The organism is Frankia sp. AiPs1 (genome assembly GCF_023716945.1).
GTDB lineage: Bacteria > Actinomycetota > Actinomycetes > Frankiales > Frankiaceae > Frankia.
Map to the genome: position 1 here is coordinate 1 of NZ_JAMQQF010000148.1, position 12,275 is coordinate 12,275.

Genomic DNA, 12,275 nt, shown 5'->3' on the forward strand with positions numbered 1-12,275 from the left:
CCGACGTGGTGGTCCGCCCGCCCGACGCCGCCGGGATCGCGGCGGCGGTCGGGGCCGCGCACCGCCACCGGGTGCCGGTGACCGTGCGCGGCCAGGGCACCGGGAACTACGGGCAGGGCATCCCCCTGTTCGGCGGGCTCGTCATCGACACCACCGCGGCCGCCCGGATCCTCGCGGTGGAGGACGGCTGGCTGACCGCGGAAGCCGGCGCGTCGTTCGTGCTGATGGAGAAGGCGGCCCTGGCCACCGGACAGGAGCTGGCGATCCTGCCGTCGACCGTGGGCAGCACGGTTGCCGGATTCATCGCCGGCGGCTCCGGGGGCACCGGTTCGATCGCCAACGGCGCGATCTGGGACGGCTATCTGCGCTCGCTGCTCGTCGTGCCGTGCACCGATGAGGCGATCCCCGTGGAGGTGCCCTTCCCGGCCAACACCGCGATGGCGCACGCGTTCGGCGTCAACGGGGTGATCGCGCGGGCGACCGTGGCGCTGCGCCCCGCGCGCCGCTGGACCGGGCTGTTCGCGTCCTTCCCGGAGCTGGCCGGGGCGGTCGCCGCGGGCGAGGCGCTGTTCGACCTGGAGCCCACCCCGCGCCTGCTCTCCCTCGACGAGGCCGGGATCATCGCGACCTACCGACCGGTAGACCCGGCGATGCCCGCCGACCGGGTCAGCGTGCGCGGGATCGTCACCGAGGACAGCGTCGCCGCGGCGAGGGCCGTCATCGAACGACACGGCGGGCGCGTCGACGCCGTGCGCCCCAAGGGGCCGGCGCACATCGCCTCGCTGTCGTACAACCACACCACCTACCGCGTCCGCAAGGTCCGCCCGGAGCTCACCCACCTGCAGTGCATGGGCCCCGGCCTCACCCGCCGCCGCGCCGAGGTCGCCGCGCTCGCCCCCGAGTCGCTCATCCATCTGGAGGGTTTTCTCACCGCGAACGGCCGCGACTGGGTCTCGATGCTGTTCCTGCGCTACGACGGGCCCGACGACCTGTACGAGCGGATGGCCCGGCTGGCCGACGTCGAGGTGTACGTCGACGACCCGCACACCTGGGAGCTGCACCACGGCCGCCTGGACCTGGTCCGCGAGGCCGCCGCTCGCTTCGACCCCGACGGACTGCTCAACCCCGGCAAGCTCCCCACCTCCGCCACGCCGTCCTGAGCCGTCACGTCGACGCACGGCGACGAACGCGAGGGCGAGCAGCCACCGCGCGAGGGTCGGCCGAGGACGGGCGGCGGAGGTCATGCGGCAACGCTAGAGCCGACCCGGCCAAATGTCGAACATATGTTCGGATGCGTGACCGGTGAACCGCAGGGATCAGCCGAAAGTGTTGATCTTCGCCGGGGTCACCGCGATGCAGTAGCGGTGCTCGCCGGGCGGGGTGAGCTTGCGGATGTCGTCGGCCGTGCGCCCGCGGCTCTCGGCGATCTTCGCGGCGAACGTGTAGTCGTCGTCGAGGATGACCTCGGCAGTGCCCCGGACCTCCACCGTGCGGTACACATTGGTGATGTCCAGCAGGAACAGCGAGACCTGCGGCGTGCGCTGCAGGTTCTTCAGCTTCTGCTTGTCGGAGCTGACGGAGATGCGGAAGACCCCGTCGTCGAGCAGGTAGCCCACGGCCGTGGTCTGCGGGGCACCGTCGGGGCCGAGGGTCGTGAGGATCGCGACCTCGGCGTTCTGGGCGAGGTCGCGGTGGGTCTCCGGAATGAGGGTCACCGGAAAATCCTACGCACACCGACCATTCGTGGGTCCCGGCGCGGCGCGTTCGGCGTGGGCGGCGCGCTCGGCGTGGGCGGTCGCGCCGATCGGCTACCGGGCCCGGTTGTGACGGGAGGCGAGGATGATCTCGGCGGTGTTGCGGCCGCTGGCGCCCCACACGCCGGCGCCGGGGAAAGTTCCGGCGCCGGTGAGATAGAGCCCGGCAACCGGCGTGCGGTAGCGGCTGAGCTCGCGCTGGCGGCCGAGCAACGCGGCGACCACACCGCCCGGGAAGGACGGGGCGTACCCGCGGGGCATGGAGAACTCGCGCTCATAGTCCGGCGGGGTCATGACGCGCCAGTCCCGTACGGCGGCCACCAGCCCCGGGTCGCCCAGTGAGGCAAGCCGTCGCAGCCAGGACCACGGCTGCGTCGAATCGGCCCAGCCGCCGCGCAGCGCGTATGGCGTCCACAGGACCTCCAGGCTCAGCAGGTGCGCGCCAGGGGCCGGCCGCATCGACGGATCGAGCACGGACGGTGTGTTGACGAGGAACATGGGCGGGTCGCTGACCAGCCCGCGCCGGCGCGCCGCCGCGGCGGCGACCTGCTGGGAGACGGTGGGGCTGACGATCGTCGTCGGCACGTGCCTGGCCTCGACGGACAGCATGTCCTCGTCCATCCGGGCCACCGCGCGCAGCGCCGGCAGGGCGGTGACGACCGCGTCGAGCTTGGATTCGTAGCCGTCGGGTGAGGGCGCCGCGGCCCAGCGGGCGTGCAGCCGGGCGGCGGCCGGCACGCCGTCGAGCCAGTCGACGAGTAGCGTGCGCGGGTCGGTCGCCGTGACCACCGTCGGGGCCCTGACCTCGCGGCCGTCACCGAGGCGCACGCCGCGTACCCGCCCGTCACGCACCTGGACACCGCCCACCCGGGCACCGGTGACCAGTAGCCCGCCGTGGGCGCGCACGCAGGCGGCGAGAGCCGCGGGCAGGGCGCCGCTGCCACCGACCGGGCGGCCGACGCCGATCAGGTGGCGCATCGCGAAGCCGAGCGCGCCCAGCCCGCTGCCCGGTGCGTCCGGCGCCAGGCCCCACACGGCCGGCCCGTTCGTGCCGGCCGCGGCGATGAGCCACGGCGGCATGCCGAACGAGGTCAGCACGTCGAGCAGGCTGCGCCGGGCCCAGTCCAGCACCACGGCGCTGCCGCGCAGGCGGCGCCGCGCGGCGCTCGCCGCGATCGCCGCGGTGCTCGGGTGGGTGCCCTGAACGGACTGCACGAGCCTGGCGGCGGGCAGGGCGACGTCGAGGTATCGCCGGTAGGCCGCCGCCGCCGCGGGGTCCGTGCGGGCCAGGCCGTCGATAGTCCGTTCGACGGAGCGCCAGTGGACGAACGCCGGCTCGTCCCCCCAGCCGACGGCGATGCCCATCGGGTCGACGTCGAGGTAGCGCAGCCCGTGCGCCCCGAGCTCGAGATCGTCGATGATCCCGCTGGCCAGGACCATCGTGTGATCACAGTTGCAGATGTTCACCCGGGCACCGATCGCGTCGACGGTCCCGGCGCAGCCGCCGAGTTCGGCGCGGGCCTCGACGACAACGACCGACCGGCCCGCCCGGGCCAGGTAGGCGGCGCAGGTCAGCCCGTTGTGGCCACCCCCGACGACGACCACGTCGGCGTGCGCGGGTAGCTCGTCGGCGGAGGCCAGCCCGGACGGCGCCGCCACCCGATCGGCGGGTGCGGCCGTCGCGGGCGTCACCGGTTCTCCCCCGCCCACGCGGAGGGGACGGCCGCAGGTAGCCGGGCGGGTGTCATCGCGCCGGCCGGGGGTCGAATCGGGCGATCTCGGCGAGGGACTGCCCGGCCGCGGTCACCATCGCCTCGTAGAGCCGTTTGCCGCGCTCCGCGGTGGCCCCGGTGGGGTCGCCGATGGTTCCGTCGGTGCCGAAGTCGTCGCTGAGCCACCCGAACGAGACCGCACCCCCGAAACGCACCCGGTCAAACGACGCGAGCTGCTCGGGGACGCTGCGCACCCCCAGATCGAGGCGGACCAGGTCCGGCCGCAGGTGCAGCAGCAGCGAGGTCTCGTCGATGCCGGCGTGAATGCCCATGCCCAGTTCGGCGGCCGGCGAGGTGCCGCCGTGGTCCGCCGGCAGGGACGGGTGCATGACGAACGTGCGCAGCCCGTGCGCGAGGCGGACGTCACGGCTGGCGACCTGTAGCAGCGCACTGTTGCCGCCATGGCCGTTGAGGAACACCAGCCGGCGCACCGGGGTGGTCGCGAGGCAGCGGGCCAGGTCGTCGAGGACCGCGAGCAGCGTCGTCGCCGACAGCCACATGGTGCCCGGCGACCAGGCATGCTCGTTGGACTTCGTATAGGCCAGCGCCGGCAGCAGCCACAGGTCACAGGCGTCACCGACGGCGTCGACGGCGTCCCCGGCGAGCGACTCGGCGACGACGAGGTCGGTCGACAGCGGCAGGTGGGGGCCGTGCTGCTCGATCGACCCGATGGGCAGCACGGCGACCGCGTCCGGTGAGAGCCCGGCGGCCTCGGGTGCACGCAGATCGGCGAAGTTCCGGGTCATCCTGGCTCCTCGGAGGTCACGGCCGTAGCCGGCAGCAGGGGCACCACGTCGCGGGCGAACCGCGCCATCTGCTCGCGGGCCCGGCCGTAGGGGTCCCCCGGCATGGCCGGGAAGATCACCAGGTCGGTCAGGCCGAGCAGGTCGTCGAGGGCGACGATGTGCGCGGCGACGTCGTCGGCGGTGCCGACCGCCCACGGCCCCTGCGCCATCGAGTCCTCCAGGGTGGGGACAAACGAGCCGTCGGCGGGCCGCCCGTCCGGACCCACGTAACCTCGGCCCCAGCCATAGGGGGCCAGGAAGCGCCAGAACTCGTCGTGGCCCGCGCGGACGGTGGCCATCGCCTGTGTGCGAGTGTCGCCGAGGGCGACGTTGAGCACGAGCATCCGGCGTTCGCCGCGTTCCAGCGGTCGGCCGTGGACCTGCTCGAAGGTCTCGGCGAACGCCCGCCAGTCGGCGGCGAGCCGATGGCGTTCACGCAGCCAGAACACGCCGCCGAAGCCGCGGGTCGGCGCGGCCCGCAGCGTCGGCGGGCTGGTCACCGCCTGCCACGTCTGGAACGGGTAGCGCGGGCGGGGCACCAGGGTGAGCTCGCGGACCTCCCCGCCGCGATCCGGGATGCCCGCTGGCGGCACGCGGAAGTGCTTGCCGGCATAGCTGAACCGCTCGTTCGTGAACGCGGCGTCCAGGATGTCGAGGCTTTCCTCGGTGATCTCCCGGTTGAGCCGGTCGGCCTGCGCCGCCGACGGGTTGTCGTAGGAGCCGACCGACACCGCCCCCGCCGTCAGCGGCAGCATCTCGCGGGGCACCGTCCCGCGCCCGACGCCGAGGATGCCGCGCCCGTCGCTGAGATTGTGCAGCAGCGCGAAGTCCTCGGCCAGACGCAGCGGATGCCACTGACCAACCACGTTGAACATCGTCCCGATCCGGATCCGGCTGGTGCGGGCGGCGAGGAAGGCGGAGAACATCAGCCCGTTCGGGACGACCTCGTAACCCTCGTGCTGGAAGTGGTGTTCGGTCAGCCAGAAGCTGTCGTAGCCGAGCCGTTCGGCCAGCTCACCGCAGGACAGCAGTTCCCGGTGGGCGTGCTCGATGGCCGCCTGGTCGTAGCGGCGCTCGGTGGGTTCGGTGCCGCCGGGGCCGGCGTCGGTCATCTCGACACCACCGAAGAGGAAAACGCCGATCCGCACGCTGCCTCCGAATGTTGACGGGATCAACATCGTCGCGCGGACGCGTGACGGGAGCGTCAGCGCCGAATTTCGGCAGCGCTAAGCCTCGCGGCGCCAAGCCTCCCAGCGCCAAGCTGCGCACCGACGACGCCAGCCGGCGGACGTCTCGGCCGGCGGTCAGGCGTTCTGCTGGACGACGACGAGGCGTACCTGCTCGCCGTCCAGGCCGCGCCAGCGGTGGCGCACTGCGCCGGCGTAGTAGACGCTCTCGCCCGCGGCCACGATGTGCAGCGCGCCGTCGACGTCGATCTCGATGCGACCGGCGACGACGTAGACGAACTCCTCGCCGTCGTGCTGGAAGTAGTCGTGGAAGGACGTCGGGGCGCCGGTGTACTCCGAGGGCAGCATGGCGCGGGCGCCGCGCACGAGGCTGCGGACCGATCCGCCGGGCGAGTCGACGGCGGCGGTGTCATGGCGCACCACGCTGACCGGTTCGACGACGGGAACACTCGACTCCGCCGCCGCCATCAGGGCCTGCGCGCTGGTCCCGAGGGCCGAGGCGATCGCCGTGAGTGACCGCATGCTCGGTCGGGCCAGGCCCCGCTCGAGCTGGCTGAGGAAGGGATGACTCAGTCCCGCCCGGCCCGCCACGTCGACGAGGGTGAGGCCGAGCGCGTGCCGCTGCGCGCGGACCGCCCCGCCCAACCGGACGCCGACGTCCTCGGCGAAGGCGGTCATGACGCGGCCGGGCCGGCAACGACCGCCGCGTCGAGCAGCGCCCGATCCGCACCTGGCGGGCCCACCAGGGCTAGTCCCACCGGGCCGCCCTGGGTCCTGGGGCCTGGCACCACGCAGCTCGGCAGGCCGTACGCACTAGCCACAACGGTGCAGCCTAGCGTCGCCTGACGCCAGGCGTCCCGATCACGCGTGCTGCTGGCGCGACGGTGCCCGGGGCCACCGGCGGCGGGCAGCACGAGCCAGGTGTCCGCGCCGAGCCGGTCCAGCAGTCGCTCCCGTCCGGCGGCGATCTCCCGGCGGGCCTTGCTTTCGGCGTCGGCGTCAACCTCGGCGCCGAACCGGAAACGCGCCTCGACGTCGGCGCCGAGCGCACCGGGGTGGGCGGTGATCCACCCGCCGTGTAGCCGCCACGCCTCGGCGGCCTGCGCCGCGCGGAACGCCGCGACCAGCCGCGGGACGTCGTCGAGTGGGTGCAGCGGCCCGGTGCCGACGTCTGCTCCCAGCGCGTCGGCGAGCGCGCGGACGGCCGTGTCCGGCGCAGGCCCGGCGGCGACCAGACGCGCCGCCAGCCCCAGGGACGCCGGACCCACAGTCGACGGACCCCCGGTCCACGGACCCCCGGTCCACGCCGGGGGGAGCAGGACATGTCCGACGGCGCGGAGCTGGTCCGGATCAGCGGTGAGCCAGCCGACCGTGTCGAAGGTCGGGGCGAGCCCGAGCACGCCGCCTGCCCCGACCGTGCCATGCGTCGGCCGCATCCCGTACAGCCCGCAGACCGAGGCGGGCACCCGGATCGACCCCGCCGTGTCCGTGCCCAGCCCGATGTCGGCCTGCCCGGCGGCGACCGCCGACGCGGGCCCGCTGGTCGAGCCGCCGGGCACCCGGTCAGGGGCCGCCGGATTGGGCGGGATGCCGTAGTGCACGTTCGCGCCGGACAGGGAGAAGGCGAGCTCGTCGGTCTGCGCGATCCCCGCGATCGCGGCGCCCGCGGCCCGCAACGCCCGAATGGCCTGTGCGTCAGCCGGCTCCACCGGCGCCTCGGCGAGCCAGCGAGGGTTGCCCGCACCGATCCGGTACCCGCCAACAGCGAACAGGTCCTTCACCGCGACCCGCAGACCGCCAAGTGGGCCGCGGCCGGTCGGCGCCAGCAGCGGGTCGCCGTGTTCCCGCCACACGGCCCGCGGCCACCCGTCGACCGAGCTCACCAACCACCCCCCGACGGGTCCATCCCCGCCGAGTCCACGCCCGGCGGATCAACACCCGGCGGATCCACCGGGGGCGCATCGGCCGACGGCGCATCCACCGACGAGGCACCGGCGCAGGAGGCGCCCGCTGACCAGGCCCCCGCCGACGAGGCAACGGCAGGGTTCCCGTCGCTCATGGGCGCGACGCAGGCGGCGATCACCCGCCAGCCGTCCTCGGCACGGGCCCACACCTGAGTCTGGGTGCTCAGACCGAGGACCCGGCCGTCGGGTCCCAGCCGCTCGTTCGTCGACACGGTCACGACGGTCTGCCCGGGGCTGAGTACCGAGTGCAGCGCGCGCAGGCGCCGCGGGCCGGGGGTGGGCCGGGCGGCCCGGTAGGCCGCGAGCGCCGTCGGCCCGATGAGCGGGCCGTCCCCGTCGACGCGCACCACGTCCGCACCGGCGGAGAAGGATTCCTGCTGGGTGGCCACGTCCCCGGCCATGAGGGCCCGGTCGTACCGCGCAAAGGCGGCGCCGAGCTCGCGGTCGATGGCGGCCAGCCCCGCAAGCGCCCCATCAGCCGGCGCCACGTACGCCGGCGCCTCGTAAGCCAGCGCCTCGTAAGCCGGCGCTGTGTCAGCCGCAGCCCCGTCAACCGCCGCCGACGGGGCTGCCGCCGACACGGCCACCTCGGACACGGCCACCTCCGGTGGGGCCGCCGCCGGCGTGGCCGCCGCGGTCTCCACGCCGAGGGGACGCAGAATGCTGAAGTCTGCGAAGTCGTGGCGCAGTGCCGGGCGGCGCAGCAGATCGGTGCCCGGTCGGCCGGGGGCCTCGCCGGCGGCGACGGCCTCGAACGCGTCCGCGGCCCGGTGCAGGAAGTCGGGGCCAACCCGGTACCGCAGGGTATGCGCGGGATAGACCTCCCGCACCGAGCCGGCCAGCCGCGACGCCAGGCCGCGCAGGGTCGCGGCGAACACGTCGACCTCGGCATCCGGCATGTGCACCCAGAAGTCGCCGGTGATGAGCGTGTCCCCGGCGAACAGCAGGCCGTCGCGCTCGTCGAACAGGCACAGCGAGTCCGGTGAATGGCCGGGGGTGTGCAGCACGGTCAGCTCTCGGCCGCCCAGGTCGAGGCGCTCACCGTCGGCCAGCGCGGCCGGCGCGGGTCCCGCGGGCACGGTCCAGGCGTCGGCGGACGGCGGCAACGGGCGGGGCGTCGTGGCCTCGGTGAGCAGGTGGAAGAACCGCTGGTCGTCGGCGCGCAGCCGCTCGTAGGCGGCGTACTGCTCGCGGGCGACGGCGAGGTAGGCCGCCAGCCGCTCGGCGGGTACCGGCACCGTCAGCGACGGCGACGCCAGCGGGTGCGCGGCGACGTCGCTGAACAGCCAGTTGCCGCCGCGATGGTCGTCATGCCCGTGGGAGTTGACGGCGAGGATCGGCCGGCCGGTCAGGGACCGGGCCGCCGCGTGCACGTCGGCGAGGCCCAGCCCGGTGTCGACGAGCACCGCACGCTCGTCGCCCTCGACGAGGAAGCAGTTGACATGGCCGGGCTCGGCGACCAGCCAGGTCCGGGCCGCGACGGGCCGCAGCGCGAACCAGTCCGCCGCCATGGCCACCGCGTCACCGCCGGTCATGGCGCGACGGACGGTTCGACAGACGGCGCGGCGGCCAGGACGGCGCGGTCCTCGTCGTCGGTCCCGGCGAGGGGCCCGCGACGCACCATCGCCGCGAACCCGTCGTCCGGGCTCATCAGGGTCAGCGCGTACATCCGGCCCGGTCCGGTGTTGGTGATGTGGTGCAGCGACGTGGGCGGAAGCACCAGCGTGGTGCCGGCGGCGACGGCGACCTCGGTGTCGTCGCAGACGGCCACCCCGTGTCCGTGCAGGAACACGAAAAGCTCGGTGGACGCCGGATGACTGTTGGGTGGCTGGGCTCCGCCGACGTCCCAGGACTCCAGGATGACGGTGACCGGCGAGGCCTCGGGGCCGGCGAGCACGCCGAGGCGCACGGTGTCGCCGGCGCTGATGTGGTGCATCTCCAGCGCATCCGGAGTGATCAGAATCGGCACTGTCGGCATGGCGTCATCCCCGCCCGGCGAGGGAGTCGGTGAACGACGCCGACGAGGCGACGAACCCGAAGCACTGGGCGACGTTGTAGACGGTGGCGTCGTGGCAGAACGGCGGTGACGTCGTCGCCGCGCAGTCCTCGAGCAGCACGACGTCGTAGCCGAGACAGGCCGCGTCGGTCAGGGTGGCCAGCACGCACTGGTCGGAGTTCACCCCGGCGAACAGCAGCGTCGTCACCATGAGGTTGCGCAGCACGGCGTCCAGCGGCGTGTCGTAGAAGCCGCTCATCCGGTACTTGTCGACGCACACGTCGCCCGGCGGCGCCCGCAGCTCGTCGACGATCGCCGCCGACCAGCTTCCGGCCTGCAGCGTCGGGCTGCCACCGGGACGCGCCGGCGCGCCGATGCCGCCGCTGGTGCCATCCGGGTTGTAGACGTGCAGCACGCCGGGGGGCAGGTTCGCCGCGTCCGGTCGGTTGCCCCAGTTCAGCCAGACGACGGCGACGCCGGCGGCGCGCAGCACCGGCAGGGCGCGGCGCAGCGGCGCGATGGGCCGCCGTGCCGGGGTGATGTCGACGCCGATCGAGGCGAGCCAGCCGTCGGGATGGCAGAAGTCGTTCTGCATGTCGACGACGACGACGGCGGTGCGGGCCAGATCGACGGTGAGCCGCTGCGGGCGGGCGTCGAGCGTGACCGGCAGCGACGCGACCGGGGGGCGGCGCAGATCGACGTGTTCGGACGACACCGCCCACGAGTTCCGGGGGCCGCCCAGCCGGATGTTGACCACGCGAACATCCTGCGGGCGGTCGTTTGCCTCGGCATTACCGCGCGGTTGCGTCGTGGTGGCGTCGGGGTGGCTCCCGGCGTGGCCGGCCGGGACACGACTCGCCGGGTGCTGACCGCGCCCTCGCCGCTCGCGGGACGGATCCGCTGGTCACTCCATCTGCGCCGGCCCGGTGACCGCGCGGCACGGTAACGGGACCGACATCGGGGTGTGGCAGCGTGCCGGCCCGTGACCGTTCTGCACAGCGGGGTCGGGGTTGCCGCGGGCGAGACGTACCTGCCGTCCCGGCCGGACGAGGTCTGGTGGGGGCTGCTGCCGAACGCGGCGAGCCGACCGGTGCTGACCGTGCCGTCCGGGCGGGCCATCCGGATCGACACGATCAGCCATGAGGGACTGCTCGCCGACCAGGGTGGCGACCCGCGGGCCTTCTTCGGCGCCGCGGGCATCCCGGCCGACGGGCTGCTCGACGACGTGCTGGCGCTGGCGGGCAGCGGTCGGCGCCACCAGCCCGACGTCGCCGGCCCGCACGTGGTCACCGGTCCGGTGGCCGTGACCGGCGCCCGGCCCGGCGACGTCCTGGAGGTCGAGGTGCTCGACCTGGCCCGCCGGGCCCCCTACGGAGTGATCAGCAACCGGCACGGTCGGGGGGCGCTGCCCGGCGAGATGCCGATCGCACCGCCGGGCCTGCCGGCCGGGGCCGCGGTGCCGCCGGTGTGCCTGGTCGCGCACACCCGCGGCGAGTCCGGGGTGCTGCCCGTCGGCGACGGCCGCCAGATCCGGTTCCCGCTGCGCCCCTTCCTCGGGATCATGGGGGTGGCGGTGGCGACGACCAACCCGGTCCACTCGGTGCCGCCCGGGCCGCACGGCGGCAACCTCGACATCCGCCACCTGGGCGTCGGCGCCCGGCTCTACCTGCCCGTCCAGGTCCCGGACGCCCTGTTCTACGCCGGGGACCCGCATTTCGCCCAGGGCGACGGCGAGGTGGCGCTCACCGCGTTCGAGGCGCCGCTGCGCGCGCTGCTGCGCCTGACCGTGCACTCCGACGAGTCGGTGCGCCGCACCGCCCAGGCGCTCAGCGCTCCCTGGGCACAGACCGACGCGCTGCACATCGTCGCCGGGTTGGACCGGGACCTCGGCGAGGCGATGCGGGCGGCCACCCGCAACGCCGTGGCGTTCCTGCGCGAACGGTTCGCGCTGCCCCCGCACGTCGCCCTGGCCTACCTCAGCGCCGCCGGTGACTTCGCGGTCAGCCAGGTCGTCGACCAGGTCGTCGGGGTGCACTGCTGCATCCGTCGCGACGATCTGCGCGAGCTGGCGGGACCGGACGGCGACATCGGCGGATGAGACGGTGCCGCAGCGGATACCCTCGGCTTCTGAGCGGTTCCGCGGGCGTCGGAGGGTGGTCCGGGTGGCGATGGCCGAGCAGGTCGAGGTCCCGTTGCTGCGCGGGCTGATCGGGCGGGCGCTGCGTCGGCGCCGGCTGGCCCAGCAGCGCACCCTGCGCGACGTCGCGGCGGCGGCGCTGGTGTCGATGCCCTACCTGTCCGAGATCGAACGGGGCCGCAAGGAGGCCTCCTCGGAGATCCTCGCGGCGATCTGCCGCGCACTCGGCGTGCGCCTGACGGACCTGCTCGACGAGGTGCGCCTCGAACTGGCCCGCGTCGAACCCGAGATCGCCCCCGCCGTGCCGGCCGCACCGCAGGCCGGGCTCGGCGCACCCGTCACGGCTCACCGCGGCCTCGACACGCCGGTCAGGGGCCTGCGCGGCCTCGGCGTCCCGACCCCGACGGGGACGTCGCGCCCGTTCGAGCCCCGCGCCGCGGCGGCCGGCCCCCTGCGGGTAGGCGGACGGCTCGTCGAGAGCGGTTGGCACGGCACAGGTGGATGGCTCGTCGAGGGCGGTTGGCACGGCGCAGGCGGATGGTTCGCGGTGGACGCGGCGGCGGCCTGCGACGGCGAGGACAGCGTCACCCCCGTGGTGCTCGACGCCCCGTTGCACCAGCACGGCGTGTCGCCGAACCTCGGGGGCTCGGCGGTATTCGAGGCAGTGCTCGGCGCTGGCC

12 protein-coding genes are annotated in these 12,275 nt (G+C 74.4%); 3 read left to right on the top strand and 9 right to left on the bottom strand.

All coding sequences use genetic code 11. The annotated features are described in order from the left end of the window. A partial coding sequence (locus ND748_RS15090) for an FAD-binding oxidoreductase (RefSeq protein WP_251746444.1) occupies positions 1–1,160 on the top strand: 1,160 nt, incomplete at its 5' end. A 156-nt stretch (positions 1,161–1,316) separates the two neighbouring features. Here the strand turns inward: ND748_RS15090 and ND748_RS15095 are convergent. The 9 genes from ND748_RS15095 to ND748_RS15140 form a co-directional block, all read right to left on the bottom strand. Next, the gene (locus tag ND748_RS15095; protein ID WP_251746445.1) at positions 1,317–1,715 is read right to left on the bottom strand and encodes a PPOX class F420-dependent oxidoreductase; all 399 of its coding nucleotides are present in this window, start codon (positions 1,713–1,715) and stop codon (positions 1,317–1,319) included. Between the two features lie 93 nt (positions 1,716–1,808). Beyond that, positions 1,809–3,446 (bottom strand): NAD(P)/FAD-dependent oxidoreductase, encoded by a 1,638-nt coding sequence (locus ND748_RS15100; RefSeq protein ID WP_251746446.1) that lies wholly within the window; start codon positions 3,444–3,446, stop codon positions 1,809–1,811. Between the two features lie 52 nt (positions 3,447–3,498). Next, entirely contained in the window at positions 3,499–4,272 is a 774-nt protein-coding gene (locus tag ND748_RS15105) for a creatininase family protein (protein WP_251746447.1), read from the bottom strand. After that, on the bottom strand, positions 4,269–5,459 hold the full coding sequence (locus tag ND748_RS15110) for an LLM class flavin-dependent oxidoreductase (RefSeq protein ID WP_251746448.1): 1,191 nt from the start codon (positions 5,457–5,459) through the stop codon (positions 4,269–4,271). Before ND748_RS15110 ends, ND748_RS15105 begins: the two co-directional genes overlap by 4 nt. A 156-nt stretch (positions 5,460–5,615) precedes the next feature. Beyond that, complete coding sequence (locus tag ND748_RS15115; protein WP_251746449.1) at positions 5,616–6,176, bottom strand: helix-turn-helix domain-containing protein; 561 nt, start codon at positions 6,174–6,176, stop codon at positions 5,616–5,618. After that, positions 6,173–7,381 carry an amidase family protein gene (locus tag ND748_RS15120; protein WP_251746450.1) on the bottom strand — a complete coding sequence of 403 codons (1,209 nt, stop codon included), beginning with the start codon at positions 7,379–7,381 and terminating at the stop codon, positions 6,173–6,175. The genes ND748_RS15115 and ND748_RS15120 overlap by 4 nt, the downstream gene beginning before the upstream one ends. After that, a complete protein-coding gene (locus ND748_RS34070) occupies positions 7,378–8,997 on the bottom strand; it encodes an AtzH-like domain-containing protein (RefSeq protein WP_285902153.1) in 1,620 nt (539 codons plus the stop codon). Before ND748_RS34070 ends, ND748_RS15120 begins: the two co-directional genes overlap by 4 nt. Beyond that, positions 8,994–9,440: a cupin domain-containing protein gene (locus ND748_RS15135; protein WP_251746451.1), complete on the bottom strand. Its 447-nt coding sequence runs from the start codon at positions 9,438–9,440 to the stop codon at positions 8,994–8,996. Before ND748_RS15135 ends, ND748_RS34070 begins: the two co-directional genes overlap by 4 nt. Before the next feature lie 4 nt (positions 9,441–9,444). Next, positions 9,445–10,215 (bottom strand): cysteine hydrolase, encoded by a 771-nt coding sequence (locus ND748_RS15140; protein ID WP_251746452.1) that lies wholly within the window; start codon positions 10,213–10,215, stop codon positions 9,445–9,447. A 225-nt stretch (positions 10,216–10,440) separates the two neighbouring features. On the opposite strand from ND748_RS15140, the gene ND748_RS15145 reads away from it, so the two are divergent. Both ND748_RS15145 and ND748_RS15150 read left to right on the top strand, forming a co-directional pair. Continuing rightward, entirely contained in the window at positions 10,441–11,556 is a 1,116-nt protein-coding gene (locus ND748_RS15145) for an acetamidase/formamidase family protein (protein WP_251746453.1), read from the top strand. A gap of 70 nt (positions 11,557–11,626) precedes the next feature. Next, positions 11,627–12,275: helix-turn-helix domain-containing protein (locus ND748_RS15150; protein ID WP_251746455.1), on the top strand; the 649-nt coding region annotated here is incomplete at its 3' end.